22 protein-coding genes and 1 pseudogene are annotated in these 22,075 nt (G+C 67.4%); 14 read left to right on the top strand and 9 right to left on the bottom strand.

Annotated elements, in window-relative coordinates:
* Positions 1-3: 3 nt before the first annotated feature.
* Complete coding sequence (gene mycP, locus ACIF83_RS40665; RefSeq protein ID WP_393483597.1) at positions 4-1,278, top strand: type VII secretion-associated serine protease mycosin; 1,275 nt, start codon at positions 4-6, stop codon at positions 1,276-1,278.
* A gap of 202 nt (positions 1,279-1,480) precedes the next feature.
* Here mycP and ACIF83_RS40660 read toward each other — a convergent pair whose 3' ends face one another.
* The 5 genes from ACIF83_RS40660 to ACIF83_RS40640 all read right to left on the bottom strand — a co-directional run bounded on the left by ACIF83_RS40660 (position 1,481) and on the right by ACIF83_RS40640 (position 4,950).
* Positions 1,481-1,993, bottom strand: coding sequence for a hypothetical protein (locus ACIF83_RS40660; RefSeq protein WP_399735009.1), 513 nt, complete (start codon positions 1,991-1,993; stop codon positions 1,481-1,483).
* Positions 1,994-2,053: 60 nt separating this feature from the next.
* Entirely contained in the window at positions 2,054-2,551 is a 498-nt protein-coding gene (locus ACIF83_RS40655; RefSeq protein ID WP_393483603.1) for a hypothetical protein, read from the bottom strand.
* Positions 2,552-2,631: 80 nt separating this feature from the next.
* Positions 2,632-3,957: a hypothetical protein gene (locus tag ACIF83_RS40650; RefSeq protein ID WP_399735005.1), complete on the bottom strand. Its 1,326-nt coding sequence runs from the start codon at positions 3,955-3,957 to the stop codon at positions 2,632-2,634.
* Positions 3,958-4,033: 76 nt separating this feature from the next.
* Entirely contained in the window at positions 4,034-4,474 is a 441-nt protein-coding gene (locus ACIF83_RS40645) for a hypothetical protein (protein WP_393483608.1), read from the bottom strand.
* A 134-nt stretch (positions 4,475-4,608) separates the two neighbouring features.
* Positions 4,609-4,950 (bottom strand): DUF4333 domain-containing protein, encoded by a 342-nt coding sequence (locus tag ACIF83_RS40640; protein WP_393483610.1) that lies wholly within the window; start codon positions 4,948-4,950, stop codon positions 4,609-4,611.
* 458 nt (positions 4,951-5,408) lie between these two features.
* On the opposite strand from ACIF83_RS40640, the gene ACIF83_RS40635 reads away from it, so the two are divergent.
* The 3 genes from ACIF83_RS40635 to ACIF83_RS40625 are packed head-to-tail and all read left to right on the top strand — an operon-like array spanning position 5,409 to position 7,483.
* A complete protein-coding gene (locus tag ACIF83_RS40635) occupies positions 5,409-5,630 on the top strand; it encodes a hypothetical protein (RefSeq protein ID WP_393483613.1) in 222 nt (73 codons plus the stop codon).
* A gap of 32 nt (positions 5,631-5,662) precedes the next feature.
* The gene (locus ACIF83_RS40630) at positions 5,663-6,934 is read left to right on the top strand and encodes a putative T7SS-secreted protein (protein ID WP_399735002.1); all 1,272 of its coding nucleotides are present in this window, start codon (positions 5,663-5,665) and stop codon (positions 6,932-6,934) included.
* A 33-nt stretch (positions 6,935-6,967) separates the two neighbouring features.
* Positions 6,968-7,483 carry a hypothetical protein gene (locus tag ACIF83_RS40625; RefSeq protein WP_398141154.1) on the top strand — a complete coding sequence of 172 codons (516 nt, stop codon included), beginning with the start codon at positions 6,968-6,970 and terminating at the stop codon, positions 7,481-7,483.
* Between the two features lie 89 nt (positions 7,484-7,572).
* On the opposite strand, the gene ACIF83_RS40620 is transcribed toward ACIF83_RS40625, so the two are convergent.
* Positions 7,573-8,286, bottom strand: coding sequence for a hypothetical protein (locus ACIF83_RS40620; protein ID WP_399734998.1), 714 nt, complete (start codon positions 8,284-8,286; stop codon positions 7,573-7,575).
* A gap of 263 nt (positions 8,287-8,549) precedes the next feature.
* Entirely contained in the window at positions 8,550-8,843 is a 294-nt protein-coding gene (locus tag ACIF83_RS40615; protein ID WP_399734995.1) for a hypothetical protein, read from the bottom strand.
* A 126-nt stretch (positions 8,844-8,969) separates the two neighbouring features.
* Between ACIF83_RS40615 and ACIF83_RS40610 the strand changes: the two genes are divergently transcribed.
* Together ACIF83_RS40610 and ACIF83_RS40605 are read left to right on the top strand one after the other, a co-directional pair.
* A complete protein-coding gene (locus ACIF83_RS40610; protein WP_399734992.1) occupies positions 8,970-9,197 on the top strand; it encodes a GntR family transcriptional regulator in 228 nt (75 codons plus the stop codon).
* Between the two features lie 176 nt (positions 9,198-9,373).
* Positions 9,374-9,923, top strand: a pseudogene (locus ACIF83_RS40605) (transposase family protein); the annotation flags it as partial.
* Between the two features lie 101 nt (positions 9,924-10,024).
* On the opposite strand, the gene ACIF83_RS40600 reads toward ACIF83_RS40605, so the two are convergent.
* Positions 10,025-10,435, bottom strand: coding sequence for a hypothetical protein (locus ACIF83_RS40600; RefSeq protein WP_399734989.1), 411 nt, complete (start codon positions 10,433-10,435; stop codon positions 10,025-10,027).
* 104 nt (positions 10,436-10,539) lie between these two features.
* A complete protein-coding gene (locus tag ACIF83_RS40595) occupies positions 10,540-11,274 on the bottom strand; it encodes a hypothetical protein (protein WP_399734986.1) in 735 nt (244 codons plus the stop codon).
* Between the two features lie 778 nt (positions 11,275-12,052).
* On the opposite strand from ACIF83_RS40595, the gene ACIF83_RS40590 reads away from it, so the two are divergent.
* The 8 genes from ACIF83_RS40590 to ACIF83_RS40555 all read left to right on the top strand — a co-directional run bounded on the left by ACIF83_RS40590 (position 12,053) and on the right by ACIF83_RS40555 (position 21,974).
* Positions 12,053-12,457, top strand: a complete 405-nt coding sequence (locus ACIF83_RS40590; RefSeq protein ID WP_399734983.1) for a hypothetical protein — start codon at positions 12,053-12,055, stop codon at positions 12,455-12,457.
* A gap of 2 nt (positions 12,458-12,459) precedes the next feature.
* On the top strand, positions 12,460-14,262 hold the full coding sequence (locus ACIF83_RS40585; protein WP_399734980.1) for a hypothetical protein: 1,803 nt from the start codon (positions 12,460-12,462) through the stop codon (positions 14,260-14,262).
* Between the two features lie 99 nt (positions 14,263-14,361).
* The gene (locus ACIF83_RS40580; RefSeq protein WP_399734977.1) at positions 14,362-15,576 is read left to right on the top strand and encodes a S8 family serine peptidase; all 1,215 of its coding nucleotides are present in this window, start codon (positions 14,362-14,364) and stop codon (positions 15,574-15,576) included.
* A 154-nt stretch (positions 15,577-15,730) separates the two neighbouring features.
* Positions 15,731-16,081, top strand: a complete 351-nt coding sequence (locus ACIF83_RS40575) for a WXG100 family type VII secretion target (RefSeq protein WP_094221042.1) — start codon at positions 15,731-15,733, stop codon at positions 16,079-16,081.
* A 77-nt stretch (positions 16,082-16,158) separates the two neighbouring features.
* Positions 16,159-16,458 carry a WXG100 family type VII secretion target gene (locus ACIF83_RS40570; RefSeq protein ID WP_399734974.1) on the top strand — a complete coding sequence of 100 codons (300 nt, stop codon included), beginning with the start codon at positions 16,159-16,161 and terminating at the stop codon, positions 16,456-16,458.
* A 111-nt stretch (positions 16,459-16,569) separates the two neighbouring features.
* Positions 16,570-17,544: a serine/threonine protein kinase gene (locus tag ACIF83_RS40565; protein WP_399734971.1), complete on the top strand. Its 975-nt coding sequence runs from the start codon at positions 16,570-16,572 to the stop codon at positions 17,542-17,544.
* 15 nt (positions 17,545-17,559) lie between these two features.
* Positions 17,560-19,755, top strand: a complete 2,196-nt coding sequence (locus ACIF83_RS40560; protein WP_399734968.1) for a protein kinase — start codon at positions 17,560-17,562, stop codon at positions 19,753-19,755.
* Between the two features lie 179 nt (positions 19,756-19,934).
* On the top strand, positions 19,935-21,974 hold the full coding sequence (locus ACIF83_RS40555; protein WP_399734965.1) for a protein kinase: 2,040 nt from the start codon (positions 19,935-19,937) through the stop codon (positions 21,972-21,974).
* Positions 21,975-22,075 lie beyond the last annotated feature (101 nt).

Here is a 22,075-nt window from a genome sequence, read left to right as displayed (position 1 = left end):
CTCATGCTGAAGGCAAGGACACCTGGGACCGCGGCCCGGACGGCGGGCGTGGCCGCCGCGGTGGTCCTCACCGCGACGACCACGGTGGTCGCCCTCCCGGCCTCCCCGGCCCGGGCGGACGACGGCCAGTGCACGTTCCCGTCGAAGCCCTACGCGGGCCGGCCCTGGGCGCTGCAGCGCGTCAACCTGGACGCGCTGTGGGCGCAGTCGACGGGCAAGGGCGTCAGTGTGGCCGTGATCGACACCGGGGTGGACGTCAAGAACTCGCAGCTCACCGGGGCCGTTGACGCCTCGAAGGGCAAGAACCTGCTGCCCACCAAGAACGCCAAGGGCGAGAAGATCGAGCGCGGCAACAGCTCGGGCACCACGGACACGGTCGGCCACGGCACGCGCGTGGCCGGCATCATCGCGGCCCGCCCGGCCAAGGGAACGGGCTTCGTGGGCCTGGCCCCGAAGGCGACGATCATCCCGATCAAGCAGAACGACGCCGAAGGCGACGGCACGGCGGTCACCCTCGCCACGGCGATCCACTACGCGGTGCAGGCGGGCGCGAAGGTCATCAACATCTCCCAGGACACGGCCAACGCGGTCGAGCCCGACTCGCGTCTGAAGGAGGCCGTCGACTTCGCGCTGGGCAAGAAGGTCGTGGTCGTGGCGTCGGCCGGCAACGACGGTCTGGGCGGCAACGTCAAGCGGACGTATCCGGCGTCGTACAAGGGTGTCCTGGCGGTGGGGGCGTCCGACCGCAACAACGAACGGGCGGCCTTTTCACAGTCGGGGGATTTCGTGGGGGTCTCGGCTCCCGGCGTCGACATGATCTCCACGGTCCCGGGCGGCGGCCACTGCTCGGACAACGGCACGAGCTTCTCGGCGCCGTATGTGGCGGGCGTGGCGGCCCTGTTGAAGGCCAAGTACCCCGATTGGACGGCCCAGGAGGTCGCCGCCCAGATCGAGCAGACCGCGGAACGCTCGATCCCGGGGCAGGACCGACTGGTGGGCTGGGGGGTGGTGGATCCGGTGAAGGCGTTGACCGATGTGGATCCGGAACACCCCGTCGAGTCACCGAAACCCGAGGACGGCGTCGCCAAGGGCGAGGCACCCTCGGTCACGCCCCTGCACTTCGGTGAGACGGCGGACGAACGCAACTCCCGCATGGCGACGTACGTCGTGGTGGGAGGCCTGGTCGTGGTGGCGGGGCTGAGCGGTACGGCCGTGGCGGTACGGGACGGACGCCGCAGGCGCGGCAGGCAGCTGCCGGGCGGCCGATCGACGGCCTGACCGGGCTGAACGTGCTGGGCCCGGCCCTGGCCGCCGTACCGCTACAAGCTGATCCGGTACGGCGGCGGCGACGCCCCGCACACGCCGCCGGGTACCGGTGGCCGGGAGGAGACGCTGACGTACCCGGGTACGGGATCGCCATGGAGCCACCGAAGGGTGAGTGCTGAGCTCCGGTGGGATGCCGACGCTGGGGTGCCGAGGCTCACAGCTTGCCGAAGACCACGCTCCGCCAGGTCCAGCCGGACTTGAGGACGGTGTCGCGCAGCGGCTCGCGCAACTGCGCGCTGTCGAAGCTGAAGGTCTCCGCCGCCTCGAGCCGACCGCTTTCCCCACGTCCGACGGTCCACCGGCGGCTGACGGTCCGGCTCGGCCCGCGCGTGTACTCCGACGTCCTCTGGAGCGTCGTCGAGGTCCCGACCCGGCTGACCTCCCACTGCTCCTCGAGAGCGCGTACCTCGTGCTCCTTGTGGTCCAGCCGCATGCGGATCCGCACCGCGTGACTGACCTGGGACTGGACGAAGATGTGCTGCCAGGCAGGCTCCGTCAACCGCCACTCCGCCAGCAGGTCGCACTGTTCACCGCCGCCGTAACGGATGACGTAGGGAACATCGGGCTGGTTGAGCCCGAGCAGTGCCGTCCGCAGTTCCTCTCCCGGGACCGGTGAAACTCCCTCCGGGGGGTGCTGGGTGCCGGTGAGTTTGTCGAAGAGTCCCATGGGGCCAACCTACGAAGGACGGGGTCGGCGGCACAAGCTTCGCCGACTCCAGGGAAGTCGCTACGGCGTGGCACCCTCGCCCGGGCGGACGGTGCGCACCAGTTCCCGGAAGTCCTCCAGCAGGGCGGGGTGCTGCGACGCGGTGGAGGTGAGCATCAGCCGGATCACCACCCGCCGGTGCGGATCGTCGACGTCGAGCACGGACAGGTACACCTGGGACTGCACGAGGTCGCGGCTCCTCCCGCCCGCGAGGACCGAGAAGGCCAGGGTCTGGGTGAGCCCCGGCGCATCCACGGAGCCGGTCTCACGCCGGTCGGTGACCAGGACCGAGGCGACGGCCTCGTCCATGTGCCCCACCGACTCGTCGGCGATCTCGGGCAGCGTCGCGGCGTCGGGGCGGTACGCCCCGTCGACGGTGATGTTCGCGGTGAAGCCGGCGTCCGACGGCAGATGAACCGCGACGAACGCCGCGCCGGGCGCGCCGACCTCGTCCGGCGGTGCGGATCGCCAGCCGTGCGGCAGATCGAACTGGAGCGGGATCGGCAGGGTCGTCGACATCGCGAGGTTTCCTTCCTACGACGGCACTCCCGTGGCGGTGGGCCACGGGAGTGCCGGTTCAGAGCCGATGGGTGAGAGGGTCAGAACACACTGGTGATCGCATTCCCGAGCGAATGCACGCCATCACCCACGGCGTCGGCCAGGTCCCCCGCCGTGTGGACGACCTTGTCCGGGTCGACACTGAAGTTGACGCCCACCTCACCGCCGAGGGCGGGGGAGAGGCCCACCTTGGTGCTGAACTCCCACGCGCCTTGTTGGTTCTTGCCGAAGTCCAGGCTCGCCTCGGCACCGGGTCCGGCCCAACCCTCGGCAGAGAAGCCCGCCGAGACGCCTCCGACGTCCGCACCGATCTCGCCACCGCCCTTGGCGCCCGCGAAGGCCTCGCCGCCCACGTGGACACCATCTTTGGTCACCCCGGCGTCGGCGTTGGCCTCGGCGCCCACCATGCCCTCGGCCTTCGCGGAGACGCCGGCCGGGCCGAGACTGACGCCACCCTCGGCCGAGCCCTCACCCCCGGCGAAGGCGCTCGCGCTTCCTTCGATGCCGTCCTGGGAGACGCCGCCCTCGGCGGAGACCTTGGCGCCCGAGTAGGCCTCGGCCTTTCCGTCGAGCTTCCACGGCCCCCTGGTGAGCGAGCCCTCGGCGCTCGCGCTGCCCAGGTCGGCGTGCGCCTCCGCCTCGCCGAGTTTGCCGGATCCGGCGTCGGGCCCCTTCGCGCTCGCCCCGACCCCGGGGCCGGACGTCTCGGTCTTGCCCTCGGACTTCCACCCGTCGGGCTTGGTCTGGGCGGCCTCGCGCTTGGCCTCGTCCTCGTACGTCTTGATGTCGCCGTGGGCTTGGCTGTTGAAGCCGGTGAGCGTGCCGTCACTCAGGTCGGAGTCGATCACCACCCGGGTGAGGGCATTCTCGACCTCGCTGTCGGTGTCGCACATCTCCTTCACGAGCCGGTTGATCTCCGCCTGCCAGGAGGCCTTGGCCTTGCCCACGGACTCCTGGTAGTCGGGGTCATGATGCAGGGCGGTGCGTTCGCCCTCGCTCAGCTTCGTGGTGTCGTAGGAGACCACGCCTCCCTCCGACACCGCCATGCCGGCCTTGACGGCGTCCGCCCGGGCGGACTCCAGCTTCTTGCGGATGTTCGTGAAGTCCGTGTGCGCCTCACGCAGCAGTGAGGCCACCGCCTTGGCCTCGACCTGCGCGGCCTGGAACTGCTTGAGCGTGGTGTTGAAGCGTCCGTTGGCGGCGTCCGCGCTCTGCCCGGACCAGCCTGGACCCAGGGTGATGCCGCATACGTCCCGCTGGTACGCGACCTCCTGCTTGTGGAACTCCTTCGCCATCCCGTCCCAGCGCTCTGCGGCCGTCGTGAGCGCGGACAGGTCGGTCGTCATGATCTCGTGATAGGTCGGCATGGGATCCCCGTTGTCATTCCCGTAGCGGACTGCCGGTTGAGACGTGGCTCAGGACTGAGCGTGTGATGCCGCCCGGTCAGTACCCGTTGAGTACCGACACCGAGTTCGAGTGCGCCCCGACCTGGAGGTCCGTGGTCTGCAGGGTGTTGTTGGCCTTGCGCAGGGCCGCCTTGTCAGAGGCGAGCATGTTCATCAGGTTCTTCACCTGTCCGCCCCAGGACGCATGCGCCTTCTTCAGCGCCCCCGAGGTGTGCCATCCGTCACGGAAGGCCGTGACTGCGGTGTCGGTCTCCGTGTCCGCGTAGTCGCCGGCCTTACTGGTGTCGGGCTCGATGTGCTGCTCGATGGCGTTGGCCGCGGTCTGCTTCTGGGCCGGTGTGGAAACGAGCTTCTGACCCCCGGTCAGTCCCGGGGGAGCGGAGGAGCCCCCGACATCGCCCGGCACCTGGTTCAGTCGCATACCGACGGGCTGTGCCGTCCCGTCGCTTCCCGGCTGCACCTGCTCCGCCCCTGCCATGAGCCCCGCCTTCCCTGCTTGCCGTCGTACGGTGCCGGCAGCGCGGGCACCCCCGTTGCAGCGATCGGGTCGTACCGTAGCGCTTTCATGCCTTCGGTTACGTAAAGACCTCCCCAAACAGCCCTGGGCGCCGGTCAGTTCGGGGCCGGGGAAGCCTTGTCGTCGGCCTTGAAGTCGTAGTGGATCTGGTCTCCGCTGACGGAGGTGACCTTGACCGTTACGCCCAAGGTGCTGCCGTCGCTCGCCGTCAGCTTGCAGCGCGTGGTGGTGCCGACCTTGCCGACGAGGTCTTCGGGGCAGGAGATGCGGGGCTTGGGCTGATTTGTGGCGGCGGCGAGCTTTTCGGAGAGCGTGCTGGAGAGCTTGTCCGCGGACAGCTTGGGCGGCGTGGACTTCTTGACCTCGACCGAGGCCGAGCAGCCCAGAAGCAGCGTGCCGGCTGCTGCGGCCGCGAGGATCGAAACAACGGTGGTCATCCGGGTTTTGAGCATCGTGTACTCCGGGTCGGCGGGTTATGGCAAGAAGACCCGGATAGCGTACTTGGCGAGGTGCTGTGGGCAGGACGAAGGGTGCTCCGGCCATTAGCCGGCCGCGCGAAGCCGAGAATGCGCGCACCCTCCATATCTCCTTCACTCCGCCTGCGGAACTCTTCATTTTCTCCACGGGGTGAGGCCGGCCGCCTTCCTGTCGTGTCGGCCGGACGGCGAGGCTCGGGTGACGCTCAACGGCAGGAGTCGTGTGGGCGAGGTGAGCTCGACATTTATGGCTTGATATTGGTGCTAGCGTGAGCGCGCCGACCGCCAAGGAGCGTGTGTGCAGGCGGGGTTGAAAGAAGAGGGATGGGGATTTCGTGACGGCTGACCTGGGAGTGGAGCCGGGGGTCCTTAAGAAGGGCGCTTCGGACATTCTGGAATGTCTGACGCCCGTTCAGAAGGTGGATCTGAAGAGTTTGGCCGAACAGGGTTCCGCGATCGGAGACGACTCCGCGGCCGAGGCCCTGGTCACCTTCTGCGGCACCTGGGAGTTGGGGGCCGAGTTCCTCGCCGACTGCGCGGCCTCCCTGGCGGAGGGTCTGAACTCGGCCAACAATAACTTCACGGAGACGGACCAGGCCATCCGCGACGCGGTGAATTCGGTCAAGTCGGACTTGAGTTAGAAAACTGAATCAGAGACGGGGAATCCGAATCCATGGCAACCGAGCTGGGGTCGACGACCGACCCCAAGGAGCTCATCCCGGGTGACACCGGAAAGCTGACCGAGCTCGCCTCCGCCCTCACCAGCTGGTCCAAGAAGTTCGACAAGATCGGCGACGGCCTGCGTGACCTGAAGATCACGGGCTGGAAAGGCGAGGCCAGCGACGCCTTCTGGCCCACCCTGTCCAAGGAGAAGTCCAACTGGTACCTCGCGGCCGACGCGATGTCGGGCGCGGCCGACGCGGTCACCTCGTACTCCTCCACGCTGGGATGGGCCCAGAAGCAGGCCTCGACCGCGATCGAACAGTGGAAGTCCGGCGACCACGACGCGGCACAGACGACGCTGAACGCCGCGCGCAAGCAACTCAAGCCCGAGCTCGAGAAGCTGACGAAGAAGCTCGACGACCTCGCCGGCGGTGCGGCGCACAGTCCCGGCTGGCTGACGAACGCCAGGCAGCGGGTCGACGACTGGAAGTGGATCCAGGACCACGGCGTCGGCAAGACGACCCAGAACCGGTGGAAGCTGGAGACCGAGCGCTGGCTCCCGAAGGGTGACGGCCACTACCGCGCCGACAAGGAATGGGGCAAGGACGAGAACGGCAACTGGTTCATCCGGGACAAGCCCGCGCCGACCGGGGACGAGGAGGACGGGACCACCCCCGGCAAGAAGACCAACCTGACGGTCAAGCTCGCCGAGTGGCAGGGCGGTGCCAACGTCTGGTCGGCGGGCGCGAACGGAGAGACGTCCTTCGCGGGTGACGGCAAGCTGAAGGGTTCGGCCGGAGTCTCGGCGCTCGGCGTCGACGGGTCCGCCGCCGCGAGCATCACCAACGGACGCCTCCAGGCCGGCCTCTCGGGAAGCGCGTACCTCGCCCAGGCCTCCGCGAGCGGCAGTGCCGAGTACGGCTACGCGGCGGTCCAGGCCGAGGGCAAGGCCTACGCGGGTGCCGAGGCCTCCGCGAACGTGGGCGTCGGCAAGGACGGCGTGCACGCCGGCGCCGAGGCGTTCGCCGGTGCCAAGGCCACCGACTCGGTCTCCGGCGACGTCGCCGGCGTCGGTGCCGGTGTCGGCGGCGAGGCGTGGGCGGGTGCCGGCGCGTCCGCCGGCGCCGACCTGGGCATGAAGGACGGCAAGTTCACCATCGGCGGCGAGGTCGGAGTCGGCCTCGGCATCGGCGGCAAGGTCTCCTTCGACGTCACCATCGATCCGCACAAGGTGGTCGACTCGCTCGGTGACGCCGCCGACGCGATCGGTGACTGGTTCTAGGCTGAGCTGACGCTCATCAAGGAAGGGAGCATCATGGCGGCCACGCTGCCGGTCAAGATCTCGTTCTCGTTGCCGGAGGGCTGGCAGGCGGCGCCGCCGGACGAGGTGGGGGCACCCGGCGCCGCTTTCGTCGCGCTCCATCCCGCCTCCATCGACGGCGGGTTCACGGCGAACATCACCATCGCCGGTCGAATGCGCAACGACAGCGCCACCATGGGGCAGATCGCCGACGAGTCGGTGCACCGGCTCGAGCAGGCGGGAACCGTGGAGGTCGTCAAGAAGGCCGAAGTGGGGACCCCGGACATCCCGGGCCTGACGGACGCCCCCGGCGTGATCCAGAACCTCCGCCTCCACACCACTCTGCGGGGCGAGCCGCTGGAGCTGCTCCAGAGCCAGGTGTACCTCGGCATGGAGGACGTCAGGAACCCGGCGAAGCGCGCGGTGATCGAACTCGTCCTCACCGCGAAGCAGAGCCAGATGGCCGAGGTGCTGGACGACTTCAAGGCCTTCCTGCGGACGGTGCGCCCGGCGGAGGAAGACTCCGACTGAACGACAGAGTGCCCGTTCTCCCGTGAACCTGCCGGTCTCGGGAGAACGGGCACTCCGACTTTTGCCCGGACTCTTGCTTTGGCTTTTACTCAGGCGGCGCTCCACGCCTGTTCCGGAACCCGGTCCAGGACATCGCACAGGTAGTTCAGCTTCTCGTCGACGGCCTGGGGGGTCAGGGGACCCCTGTACCAGGTGAACAGTTCGTTCTCGCGCAGCTGGAGCGAGGACCTGGTCTTCGGATCGGTCACCAGGTAGGGCACCACCGTCCGGCTCAGAGCGGCGCGGACGAAATCCTCGTCCCGGGTGATGACCCGGAAGTTCTGATCGAATTCCGGCACGCCGAGCTGCATCTTGGGCCGCCGGTCGAACAGCGTGTCCAGCACGCTCGGCCGCAGTATCTGCACGAACGGCCCGGAACCAGGCGCCGTGACGATGAAAACGGACTCGATGTTGGGCTGCTTGCGCTCCCCGGTGTCCGCGCCCGACTGGAGGTTCATGGAGCGGTATTCGAAGTACTTGAAGGAGCGGCCGCGGAACTCTCCCGTGGTGTAGTGCCACGCCCGCAGATTGCTCCCACGTCCGGGAAAGGGCCGTACGCCACAGTACTGATCGATCTGCCCCTGCACGCGCTTCTGGTATGTCCACCCACGTTCCGGTGCGATCCGGGCAAGCTGCTCATAGCCCTCTTTGATCCGCGCATCCTTCTTACGCCCACGCGACGACACCGTGAACACGAGGATGAACATTCCCGCGATGAAGGCGAACAGCGACCACTTGATGAGTTCCCCGGCCCAATGCTCCATGGGCCCAGATTATGGCGGACGGGGGTGAGGCGGTGAACGGTGCCTTCCGTTTGATCGCAGATGTCCGGAGACGCGAGGTCCTTGGCGACTGAACAAGGCCACGTTCGATCGACGCCGAGATGGGGAGTTTCGCATCGTAGAGCGTGCGGTTTCGTCGGCGAACAGCAGCTTGGCGCTCTGGGAGCCGGGAAGGTGCCGGAGCCCCGAGACGCGTCAGAACGAGCATGCCTTGGGGCTTGTCGTTCAGGGGCGACTACTTCTCGTCAGCGTACGGGGGGGATTCTTCGGCTGCGGCTCTCAGCGATGTTGAGTACGTCCGTCAGTGCCTCGATGAGACGGCGGGTGATGAAGCGCAGTTCGTCGACGGTGAGGTTCGCCTCTTCCTCGATCATCGGTTGCGCCAGGCTCAGGACGACGGCGGCTGTCTCCATCTGCTGGGCCTCAACTCTGTCCGCCAGCAGAGCCAGCGGGCTGGCTGTGCCGTCCGTAACGAGATATGCCGGCTTGCCCTCCGGGCCGCTCCAGGGCAGTAGGCGAAGGCGACGGGTCTGGCTCACTGGCGTCAGCTCCTCGGTAGCTCGTGGACATGTTGCCGGGCCGTTCGCTTCGGCTGCGAATCTGAGTATATGCGCATACGCGCATACGCGGTCGCGGGAATCCGAGGCTACGCGCATCCTCTCCGTATGGATCTCGACCGCAGCAAACCTGTATGGCCCCAGATCGCGGATGAACTGCGCCGTCGTATCGACGCGGGTACGTACGCCCCGGGGGCGCGGTTTCCCGCTGTAGTGGACCTTGCGACGGAACTGGACGTTGCCCCGTCCACGATCCAAAAGGCCGTGGCCGCCCTACGTGAGGAGGGCAGGCTCTACACCGTCCTTGGCCAGGGCTCGTTCGTCGCTGACAGGTGAGATGGGCGGGGGCTTTGGTCTCCCTTGCTGGATAGGGCGACTGATCTGCGGTGCAGACAGGGCGGCCGCGGGCGGAGTGTTCGCCGGGGCCATATGCTCGAACGGGGATGTTCTTGGTGGCAGTTACTTGGCTGCGATCGATAGCGCCTTCGACTCTCCAAGCGTCTTCGGTAGGCCGCCGCTGCAAGCTGGGACCCCTCCCAGCGGGCCATGGTGGCCCTGGTGTACCTCCGAGAGCACACCACCCTTGCCAAGATCGCCGCAGGCTTCCGCATCAGCGAAGCCCACCGCGCACACTTACGTACATGGCGTGACAGCGCTGCTGGCGGACACGGCCCCGTGCCCCACCCGCGCCCTGCGGCGGGCCAAGCCGGAGTGCGTCCTGGCGGACGGCACCATCGCCGAATGCGATCGGGTCGGCGACGGCGAGCGCGACTACTCCGACAAGGCCAGACGGCACGGAGTGAACATCCAGGCCGTCACCGGCCCGCCCGGCGAGCTGATAAGGAGTCGGCGGAAATGCCTGTACACCGTTCAAACGGGACTGCGGCCGTGAGCTGACCGTGCGACAGAAGTCCGTTAGCCGCGCGCGCCCGGCTCCGCAGCCCGGTCGAGAGGGCCTTCGCCCAATTCAAGCCCTGACGGATCTTCCGCCGCGCCCGCTGCAGCCCCAACCGCCTGACATCAATGTCTAAGGCCATCCTCACCTTGGAGAAGCACCGCTGAAGAAGCTCATTGAGCGGTGCGGCGACCTTGGTGGCCACACGTCCTGGCCGCAGGCTGGCAGGACTCGCAGGCGGCTACGAGTCTCACGTGCGTGCTGGCGGTCATCCCTCGCATGACACCGTCTTCCGGTACGCCTCCGCGTAGTCGGCGATAAACCTCTCTGCCTTGTCCTCGATCTTCCCCTTCGGGTGTACGACATGGAACTCGACGGAGAACCGAGCCGCGCCCTGCCCGGAGTTCTTGCAGTCGAAGACTGTGGCGGCCCCGTCGTCCCACACGGCGTACTTTCCGCCGCTGGTCGCACGATAGTTGAAGGCGAGAGCGTCCTCGGCCGCATCCTTGACGGTGTACCCGGCCTTCCGCCAAGTACCTTCGGTGGACAGCACGACGTTCCCGTCGACCATCACGTTGCAGAATCGAGTTTCCGGCTTTTCGTGATTCGCTGAGGCCTTCACCTTGAGCTTGTCCCCGGAAGGTAGCAGATCATTGAGAGCATCCTTGTCGACGGACACTCCGCAGATCGAGGACGGTGCCGAGTAGTTCTTGTCTTGGCCTGAGCACCCGGACAGAACAAGGAGAGAACCGAGAGTAAGCGCACTTGTCAGGCTGACTCGTCTCATGAGGCGTCTCCAGAGCTCTCCATCTTGGCGCCGGTGGTGTGACCGTCGTCGGCTCCATTCGCTGCGGAGTCCTGGAGATCCTGCACAGTGTCCCAGTTGAAGGTGCCGTTCCGGGCGGCGGCATCGACGGCCGTTCGCGCGGAGTCCATGACGGCTTCGCGTCCCTTCAGATAGGTGCGGGTCGCGTCCCCTTCGGACTGGTCTGAAGTATCCCTTTCGATGCTCTTCATGATGCTTTCCTGGATGTCTTCGGAAGCCCATCCAATGGGGGCACCGAGAATGGGTACACGTTCCGCTGCCTTGTCGACTCCCATGCCGAGGAGACGGTCCACCCACTTCTGCTTCTCGGCGGCGGCGTCATTGAATTCCTGGTCGGACGCGGAGTGATAGTCAAGTACGGCGTCCGCCCGGGACTCGCTCATGATGCCGGCGATGATGCCGCCGGGCCGAGTGGCGTTGCGCAGTTGTTCCGACGTCGGGACGGTGGAGTCACTGTGCCCGTTCATGACGTCGTTGACGACGTTCGCCGTGTATGCCTGCTGGGCGCTGGTGATGGCCGCATATGCGTGTGGATCCTGCCCGACCTCGGCTAGGAATCGCTCCACCGTGGTCGGATCGAGGTGCGCGGACACGCCGAATGTCGTGAAGCGGTCGTTGTGTGTACCGGCGAGCGTTGTCTGGAAGTCGCCCATGTATTCGGCGGTGATGTCACCGAGGCTCTCACGCACCACATTTCGACAGTCGACTCCAGGGCGCTGCCCGTCGCGAAGCCGTGCGACTTGAGCGCGGCCGCGGCTTGCATCGTCGAGCCGACGCTGCCCTTGTCGGCTCCTGCTGCGGCGATGTTGGTCCCTGTGTGGAGCTCGTTGCAGAGGACGAAGGCCTCATGGCCGACGGCGCCCAGGTCGTCCTGAGACGCAACGAGGTCTCCGCCTCCGCCCCCGCCGTCCGCCGGTAGTTGGTTGAGGCGCATGTGCGTCGAACGCCTTTCGGCGGCCTCGGACTTCAGCTGCTCCCACTCGTCCCATGCCATCTGACATGATCCTTCCCGTGGCCGTGCTCGACTGCCTGCTGCCCTCGTTGAACCATCTGAGACTCCGGCAGGGTCTGAAGCACGCTAGCAAGACCGGTTCATGCCGCACGGGCGTTGCTGTGGAGTCGCGATCAGTCGTGTGTGGAAGTTTCGCGAAGATCGCAAACGGGGGCGCATGGTCAGTGCTGTTCGCGGTCACGATCGATCGGCACCTTGAAGCGTGGGTGGCGAGGTGTCCGTACACCCGCCCGTCACAGGCATGCAAATCGGGCAAAGTGCTGGGCCTGGTTCAGTCTTGTAACTGAGTCAACACATACACAGGTTGGACCCGTTGGACAGGTTGACTACAGTGGTAAACGCGTTGTGAGACGCAGCTCGCTTTGCGATCGTACGGTGAGTGGTCAGACCGTCTCGTTCACGAGGCGTACGGGGAAACGGGGAGGAGCGTCGTGCTTCCGGCAGACATGGTTGGGGGCGTGTCGGCGGCGAACCTGGAGGCCAGCGGTGACGCGCTGAAGAAGTTCGTCAGTCGGGTGGACGGGGTGCTGCAGACCCTCGAGAAGTCGGCGGGCAATCCGACGCGGGTCGGGGAGCAGTCGATCCGTCAGGGGTCGCTCAGCAGCGGGCGTGGAGGCTTCCATGAGGCCGACGCCCTGTACGGGACGTTCAACGCCGTCCATGAGAGGCTCACTACCCTTTCCAAGACCTTGCACCTGCAGATCGAGGCCATCGGCATCGCGGTTCTGGGTGCGAAGGGGACCTTCGACAACCTCGAAGAGGAGCAGCGTCGTCGGTTCTGGGAGATCCAGGCGGAGATTGGGCAACTCCAGGACATGACGGGCGCCAAGCGCGCCGGCGGCAGGCAGACGGGGGGCTACTGACGATGACCGACGAGCACAAGGCGGACCTGGATCGGGCCTCCGCCCAGAACAACGTCACGGACTACGCCCGGGGCCTCGGGGAGCATCCTTACGAGGGCGGCGGCCTTGTCGGTATCGTCGACAACGCCATTCGCACTGCGGTCAAGCACACCCCGTACTCGCAGGCCATGGTCAGTCGTACGGAATTCGACCACTATGACCTCAACGCGATGATCGACCTGGTTGAGCAGACGGACCCGGAGGACCTGGAGTCCTCCGGCCGGGCTCTCTGGGACGCGCGCGATGCCATCAAGGCGGCGGCCGACGAACTCAAGGGCCAATTCCACACGGTCCCATGGGTCGGCAAGGCGGGCGACAACTTCCGGACGTGGGGCGATGGGCTCGTTGCGAGCACCTACCAGCTGAGTGGCTTCGCTGGCGGAGCGGGCGACCAGATCACCGCCGCCGCCGAGGGCCTGGCGTCCGTCCGGAAGGCCATGCCCCCTCGCGACACCCGAGCGAATCCGACATCCGCCAAGGACTTCCCTGCCCCCGAGAAGGTTGCGACCAACAAGGACTACGCCGCTGCGGTCCAGGTGGAGAAGCACCGCCAAGAGGCGATCAACCAGATGAATCGGTTGGCGTCGTATTACGCGGTGTCCAATCAATCACTGCAGGACTTGCACAAGAATGAGCCTGAGTTCAAGGGTCTCCCCGAGGTCGGGGTGCCCAAACCCACCTCATTCGCCGATCCTGCTCCCGGAGGGTCCGCTTCACACGGTTCCACAGGAACGGGCTCGACGGCGGTTGGGGGGCATCACGTCACGGTGGCGCCGGCGCGTCACACAAATGTGCCCGACGCAACCGGCACACCGGCACCGGCACCCGTAAAAGACGCTACGGACCAAGCCAGGCACCCAGACGTTCCCGTCGGAACGCATATCGACACTACCGGCACGCTGCCGCCGCCCACGACCACCACACCTGGGCCCAGCCATACTCCGCCGGTCACTGGCACGCCTCCCACAAGTGGCAGCCAGCCCGATGTGTTCGGCGGTGGTGGATTCAGGCTCCCCGTCCCCAATGGCCCATCGGGTCGGGGCTTGAGTGGCGCCGGTGGTTTCCGCACCCCTCCGTCGGCTCAGGGACGCGCGGGTGCGTCCGAGTTGACCAATCCAGGCTCCGGACGATCCACGGGGCGAGGGCCCATGGACCAGATGGGCCGCGCTACGTCGACCGGTCAGTCCGCTGTCAAGGGCGCAGGTTCCGGACCGAGGGCGTCTTCCCCTATGGGGCGAGGGGTCACGGGTGGTACGCCGCGCCCCGCAGCCACGGCGGGCCAGCGTACGACCAGCGGGCCGACGACCGGCGCCGGCCGGACCAACGGAGTCGTCGGGGGGCGGCCCTCCGCGACGAACCCGTCGTCGAAGAACGGGTCGAGGATTCCTCGCGGCACAATCATCGGCGGTGAGGGGGAAACCAACCCCCGGACCACGACGGGCCGGCTCGGCCAGCGCGGTGTCTTCGGAACACCCGAGTCCGAGTCCACGACGCGGCCCGGTTCGGGTGGGACTGGCTCCCGTGCCCGCGTGGGAACGTCTGAGGCGGTCACCGGGAGGCCGGCCGCACGAACCTCTGCGGCGGGAGCCGAACGCAACGGCATGACCCGTGGTGGTGCCGGACTCACGCGTGGCGCCGGCCACAACGGAAAGCCTGGCGAAGAGCGGAAGGCGGACGGGACACCGCGGCCCGACTACCTGGTCGAAGACGAAGAGACACACCTGCCGAGCGGGCCCCGGCGCGATGTGCCGCCGGTCATTAACTGAACGCGAGCGAGGACATTCAACGCCATGAAGTCAGGGACCAGCCCACGAGCCGAGCAGGCTGAGCTCCGCAGGGCGCGCAGCGGAAGACGAGTGTGCGCGGTGGGTGCGGTCGTCGGCGTCCTGGCCGCTGTGACCGTGGGGTTGGCTCCAGCCGCCGCTGCCTCCGACGAACAGTCGAAGGAGTGGTACCTGGGCCCCATGCAAGCCGAGCAGATGTGGAAAGTGAGCACGGGGAAGGGCGTCAAGGTCGCGGTCATCGATACCGGGGTGAACGCGAATACGCCGTCGCTGAAGGGGCAAGTCCTCGCCGACGAGGTTCCCAAGGCGGTTGCCTACCACGCTACGGATGATTACGCCGGCCACGGCACGAGCATGGCTGAACTGATCGCAGGTACCGGGGCAGGCGGTGGACTGAAGGGGCTGGCACCGGGGGCGAAGATCGTTCCCTACCGTGTTCAGCTCGAGGGGCTCAAGGACGGCGAGGAGAAGGAGAAGACTCCGGAGGCCTGGCAAGCCCTCAAGGCGGCTGCTGACACTGACGCAAAGATCATCAGCATGTCGTTCGGCGGTATGACCACCGACGAGGATAAGGCTGCGGTCAAATATGCGGCCTCGAAGGGCAAGTTGCTGATCGCTGCAGTTGGCAACAATGCGGGTGATGGGAAGAGTGGCTACATCGATTATCCCGCCGCCTACCCCTACGTGATTGGAGTCGCGGCAGCCGATAAGTCTGCCACCGTGTCGAAGTTCTCATCGTTCGGAAACTATGTCGACCTCGCAGCGCCTGGTGAGGGATTTCCCGGTTGGTGCGACGCCACCTTCCGTTCGTATTGCGACGACCGTAACGGCACGAGTCCGGCCACCGCGATCACCTCTGCTGCCGCCGCCCTGATCTGGTCCGCCCACCCGAACTGGACGGTGAACCAAGTTGTGCGCTCCCTGATCGACACCGCTGGACGCAAGTGGCCGAAGGACGACCCGAGTAAGTACGCTGGCTATGGGATGATCCGTCCCCGTCTGGTCCTCAAGGACCCCAACTATGACGCCGGCCCGGCAAACGTCGACCCGCTCGCCAAGGACAACGGCGGGGACTTGTTGGCAAAATCCGGATCCTCCTCCTCGCCCTCCCCTTCTGCATCAGCCACGTCACAAGCCCAGCAAAAGGGTTCCACCGGCGAAATCTCGGCGGCAGGATCAAGCACCCAATCGTCGAGCGACAACAACACCCTCTGGATCGCGCTCGGCGCCACCGCCGCGGTCATCGTGATCGGCGGCGGAGGCCTGGCCGTCATGCGGGCGCGACGCGCCAAGTGACGTGATCAGTCGTCAACAGCCGTAGCAGCCGTGTGCTGTGCGGGCAGAACTTCGGGCAGGACAGGGACTGCGTACTCACGCTGCAGAGCTACAAACGCAGCGGTGAGCCGAAACCATCAGATCAACATCGGACACACGAAAGGCAGGGCCGATCATGGCCGGCGGAAAGCAGAAGCTCGAAGATGCCGCAGTAGTCCACCTGCAGAAGCAGATGGTGGAGAAGTACGAGGGCATCCAGAAGCGCGTGCACGGGCTTCAGGGCGTCATCGACGGCCTCGAGGGCCAGTGGCAGGGTATCGGCCGTGCCGCCTTCGACAAGAAGCAGTTCGAGATCAACGAGTCGCTGCGGAACATCGGCAACATCCTCGGTGACGTCATCGAGGCGATGACCTCGACGCGCAACATCAAGGACAGCAAGGAAGACGAGGTGCGCGCGGCGGTCAACAAGATCGACCTCCAGGACGGCGCTCCCACCGTTCCGACGTCTTCCCTCAGCTCCTACTGAGTCGAGCGAGACACAGAACATCCGCCGGGCAGCCGGCGCACCCACCAGCTACACATCAGCGAGACGAGGGAACAGGCATGGCCAACAACGCTGAGGGACTGTCAGTCACTTATGACGGGCTCGACGTCGCGGCAACCAAGATCGGTAACGAGGCGAGCACGCTCGAGCAGGACCTGCAGGAGCTCCGCAAGCTGGTCGTCAGCAGCCTGCAGTACTGGGAGGGCGAGGCGCAGGGCACCTTCAACGAGAAGCTGCACCGCTGGGACAAGGAGGCGAACGACATCCACCAGGCCCTGACCGGCATCGGCCACGTCGTCGCCCAGTCCGGCGGTACGTACATGGAAGGTGACAAGAAGGCGGCCTCCTACTTCCGGTAGGCCGAGGCTCGCAGAAGCAACTCCAGGGTGGGCGCGCGCGGGAGGCGCCCACCCTGCTGCTGTGCCGAGCCGAAGAGCTGGGGCCGGGCCATCAAGGCACGAAGGGTGAACATGCGCGCGTCAGACACTGGACCGGGTACCCGAGGTACGCGGCAGATCGGCCCATACACGGTCGTCACCCGGCTCGACAGCGGCATGCCCGCGCACACACCCGTTTCCGAGCACCGCTTCATCGCCCGCAGCGCCGACGGCGACCGCACCGTACTGCTCAGCAGGCCTCTGGCGACGGTCGACCCGCAGTGCTTCATGGCCGAGGCTGATTCCTCGCGCTACCTCCTGGGATCCTGGGTCCTTCCAGCTGTCGAACTCGCCGCCCCGGGTGAGCAGGCTTGGCATGCGCAGCCCTATCTGCCCGTGCTTCCGCTGCCCATAGCCCTCGCAGTCCACGGCGGCCCGCTGCCCGAACGGACAGTAAAGGCGCTCGGCCTCGCACTGGCCGAGAACCTCGCCATCATGCACGGGCAGAACTTGATCCACGCGGGGCTCTGCCCATCCGCCGTGCTGATCGCCGCGGACGGGCCCCGGCTCACCTGTTTCGGTGCGGTACGGGCCGCAGGGCCGGCCGGTGTCGCTCGGCAGGAGATGCCCGGGATCGACCCCGGCAGTCTGCCGCCCGAGCAGGCGGAGGGTGGACAACCGCGCCCGCTGGGTGATGTGTACGCCCTCGGCGCGACGCTGGCCTACGCCGCCACGGGATACACGATGCCGGAACGGGAGGAGCTACCGCCCGCGCTGCGCTCTTTGGTGACTCGGTGCCTGTCCCGCGACCCGGTTCACCGGCCGCAACTCTCCGAGATTGTGGACGAGCTGGTGGGGAGTGCCCCATCGGGCGCTCCTGCGGGTTTCGCTGCGCCCACGCGTGCGGACGCGTTGCTCGGCCCCGGTTGGCTGCCTGCCGGGATCGTCGCCGCCATCGTCCATCAGTCGGCGTCCGTCCTGGCCGCGGAGGCGCACCTACCGGCGCATCCGTCCTGGCCGCCTGGCAGCGCGTTGTCCCCGAACCCCGCACCCCATCACAGCCGCTGACGACAAGAACCCCCCATGCCGACACCTCTGACCCACGACGACCCCGTCACCCTCGGCCCCTACCGGCTCATCGCCCGGCTCGGCAGCGGAGGCATGGGCACCGTCTACGTGGCACGTTCCGCCGGTGGACGTACCGTCGCTCTGAAGACCATGCACGCAGCCATCGCCACCGATCCGGCGGCCCGCACCCGCTTCCGGCTGGAGGTGGACGCGGCCCGGGTCATAGGCGACCAGTTCGGGGCACGGGTAATGGACGCGGATCCACTCGCCGAAACGCCCTGGCTGGCCACTGAGTATGTGCTCGGACCCCCGCTCGACGAGGCTGTCGAAGCCGGGGGACCGCTGCCCGAACAGTCCGTACGTGCCCTCGGCGCCGCCCTGTGCTCGGCGCTCGGTCAGTTGCACCGGTCGGACGTCGTCCACCGCGACCTCAAGCCGTCCAACCTCCTCCTCACCGCCTACGGTCCGAAGGTCATCGACTTCGGCATCGCGCGGGCGATCGGCGACGACCGGCTGACCCGCGCCGGTGCCGCCGTCGGTACACCGGCCTTCATGTCGCCGGAGCAGGCGACCGGGCAGGAGCACGACGCGGCCGGCGATGTGTTCGCGCTCGCCGGAGTGCTGGTGTACGCGGCCACCGGGCACGGCCCGTTCGGGCACGGGCAGGCGGCGGATCTGCTGTACCGGGTGCGGTACGCCGAGGCGGACCTCGGCGGCGTACCGACCGCGCTCGTGCCGGTGCTGGCCCAATGTCTGGCCAAGGAGCCGGGGGCCCGACCCACCACGGCTCAGCTCGCGGAACAACTGCACGACGGCAAGGGTGAGTTCGCCGACCTCCTTCCGCACGAGCTGCTCGCAGACATCGGACGGCGGGCCGCCGACGTCTGGCGGCTGGTGCCGCAGCGGCTGCCCGCGCCGGTGGCCGGTCCGGAGGCCATGGCGGGCACCACGGCGGTCGGTCGTCGCCGGTCGCGCCGCGGGTTCCTCGCCCTCGGCGGCGCACTCGCCGTCGGAGCGGCGGCGGGCGGAGGCGTGTGGTGGTGGCAGGAGCGCACCCCAGCACGGGGCGGCGGTGGCACGAGAACGAAGAGCAGCACCCACAGGACGCAGAACATCGAGCCGCTGTGGACGTACACGGTAGACGTCGTGGTCACGGCTCAGTTGGGCGCGGTCGTTCCCCAAGCGCTCGGCGGAATGATCGTCGTGCCCACGGGCGGTGGGAGCCAGGGTGTCAGTTCGGCGAGCGGAGCCCGCAAGTGGGACAGCTACTCCGAAGAGAGCAGTTGGCAGACGCTCGTGGCGGGTGGTCGGCTCTACCGCCTCTCGATCGGGGAGGAAACCAGCGACGGGATCGGGGCCGCCGTCACGCTCCAGACCGTCGATCCGAAGAACGGGAAAACGATCAAAACCCTGGCCCGGTTCGCGGGCACCAATGACGAGCTCCCGACACATCAACTCCTGTGCGTCACGAACCGCGTCGCATACGTCGTCGTAGGCAAGGGGAAGAACGACGCGACCGGCGCCTTCTCGGTCGGGGAGACCGACACCCTGGGTGCCGCCGACCTCGAGACCGGCAAGCTCCTGTGGTCGAAACCGCTGCCCGTACGGTTCGAGTTGAGCTCGAGGCTGCATTTCCTCGCCGCGAAGGCCGTCGGCAGCCGCCTGGTGACACTCCAGGAAGTGAACGACGGGACCGTCCACATCGTCGTTCGGCACGCCTCGACCGGCGCCGTCCTCTGGGAGCGGCCGTACGGTATTGACGAGCCGGACGTCCTGCGGGGCGGGATCGCCGCGGACAGCGATCACTTGTATCTCGGCGGCAGTCGGCTCTGGGCGCTGCGGCTGAGCGACGGGGCCGTGACGTGGAAGACCTCGACGGGGCACGTGCACGGTCCGCCAGTGCTCAAGGCGGGCATCCTGTACGCCGTGGGCGGCGGCGTCGGTTTGACGGCGGTGGACGCGCGCAGCGGAAAGGTGCTCTGGACCGAGCGCGGCGGGGAGGTGTCGGAGGCGTCCACCGCCTGGCCGCCCGTCCTCGGCACCCGCTACGCGTACTACAAGAACGGGACTCTGCTGCGCGCGATCAACTTGTCGAGCCACACTACTTCGCTGACATACCGGACGAGTGGCAGACAGTTCTACGCGGACGCGGATGCGAAGCTGGTCCTCGGCGTGGACAGCCAGAACCTGACCGCGTATCCCCTCCAGTGACGTGACCTCGAAGCGGCAGAACACCGGTCGCGCGGAACTGCGCACGACGACAGCCTCGCCGCTCGGCCGCCCCCACCGACCCCTCTCGGGCAGAAGGACCCACCATGAAACCCCTTGCCACCGGCGACCCACTCCGCCTCGGTCCCTATCGCGTTCTCGGCGTTCTCGGCGAAGGCGGCATGGGTAAGGTTTACGTCGGCCAGGACGGCGCCGGTAGCCTGGCTGCTGTCAAGGTGCTGCGGCCGGAACTCGCTCACGACACCCACCTCGCTCAGCGGTTCGTGCGCGAGGCGCAGGCCGCGCAGGCGGTCGGGAGCAACGGCATCGCGAATGTACTCGGCGCATGGACCGAGGGCGGACGGCCCTGGATCGCTACCGAGTTCCTCGCGGGACTCACCCTGGACCAAGCCGTCGACACCTACGGACCTCTCGACGAGTCGGCTCTGAGCGCCCTTGCCACTGCGCTCGCCCGGACCCTCGCCGACATCCACGCTGCCGGGTTCATCCACCGTGACCTGAAGCCGCCGAACATCGTGCTCACCTCGGCCGGACCGCGCATCATCGACTTCGGTATCGCTCGGCCCGAACACGGTCTGACCCTGACCACGACTGGGCAGGTGCCCGTCACTCCTGGGTACGGCGCTCCCGAGCAGGTGCTCGGTCGACGGGTGACTCCGGCGGCGGACGTGTTCTCGCTCGGCGCGGTTCTGGCCTACGCGGCAAGTGGCAGACGGGCGTACGAGGGCTCGCATGTCGCGGCCGTGCAGTACGAAGTGGTGCACGGAGAACCACGGCTCGACGGCATCGCACCGCATCTGCAGTCACTGATCCTGCCCTGCCTGGCCAAGGAGTCGGCCGCGCGTCCTGCCCCGCCCCAGATCGTGCAGGCCATGGCGGCGCCGAAGAGAGCCGATCGAGTCTGGCGGCGCGGACCGGTTGCCGACGCCATCAGAGAGCGGGAGGTCGCGGCACGCCGACTGTCCCAACCGGTCACGACGGAGACGGCTCCGTCCGTCACCCGCAGGCGGGCGCTCACCGGGCTGGCCGCCAGTGGCGTGGTCCTGGCGGGCGGGGGCGGCACGGCCGCGTGGTGGTTCGGAACACGCGGTGGATCGACGAGGACGAAAAGCGGTCCTTTCGACATTCCTGCGGCGGTGCCTGTTCCCCCGCAAAAGCTGGACGTCCACGGCATCGAGGACCCGATCAACCATGACGTTCAGCCGACGGACCTCTGGCAAGTGCACGGCCAGGCGGACGCCTACTCTCAGACGCTGCTGCCGATCGGGGACGTCATCGTCTTCGGTGTCGCGACCGGCGGCATCGCGGGATTCGACATCACCAACGGCAAGCGCCGCTGGAGCGCGCCTCACCTCAGGACGAAGAGCGGCTATCTGTCTCTCTCCGACCGGCTGGTCATCGGCGCCGACGACAAGGGTGTCCTACGGACGTTCGTGCCTTCCACGGGCGAACCCAAGTGGACGTGCCCGGCCGCAGAGACGGCGGCGCTGCTCGCGGCCGACGACGATGCCGTGTACCTGGTGACGAAGGACCACAGGCTGCGCAGCGTGAGCCGCTCCGACGCCAGGATCCGCTGGACGACTGCCGTCCCCACAAAGTTCCGCGGGAATCTGCTCGCCCCTGCCGTTGCCGGCCAGGGCAGGCTGGTCGTATCGGCCGTGGACGGCACCGTGCTCGTCGTGCACACCAACGATGGCAGCACGGCATGGACCCGCCTCGACCAGGACAAGGACCTCACGGTCAGCCCGGTGGTCTACGACGGCATCGTGTACATCAACGGCAAGTCCATGGACGCCCGCCGGCTCAGCGACGGAACGAGGATCTGGAACACCAAACTCGACGACTGGGAGACCGACGGCTACAAGTGGGGCCCTGCCGCGATCTATGCGGACGCGGTCTACACGAACGCGGGTACCGGCACCAGGTGCCTGGACAAGGGAAACGGCAAGGTGCTGTGGGAGGCGTCGCAGAACGCGACGTGGGGGAGCCCTGTGGTACGGCAAGGCCACGGCGTCTGGACGTTCGGCAGGACCCAAAACGGCTATGGCCCCCAGCTGTTGATCAATGCGGTGCGGGCCTCGGACGGAAAGGACTCACGGAGCTACATGGTCCCCGACCCCGACTACGCCCGCCTGGCCGCCGCCGGAAACCGCGTCTTCGTCATGTACGACAGCTCGGTCATCGCTCTTTCGACGTTCTGAGCGGTGAGCAGGTCATTCGACCGCGTTCGGAACGGCAGGATGCCGCGGACCGGCATGGTCCGCGGCATCCAGGTCGGATCAGGAGGCGAGAGCCGTTCCTG

The sequence above is a fragment of the Streptomyces sp. NPDC085866 genome (genome assembly GCF_044541035.1).
Classification (GTDB): Bacteria; Actinomycetota; Actinomycetes; order Streptomycetales; family Streptomycetaceae; genus Streptomyces.
Note: the sequence above shows the minus strand (reverse complement) of the source record. Positions and strands in the feature narration are given on the sequence as shown.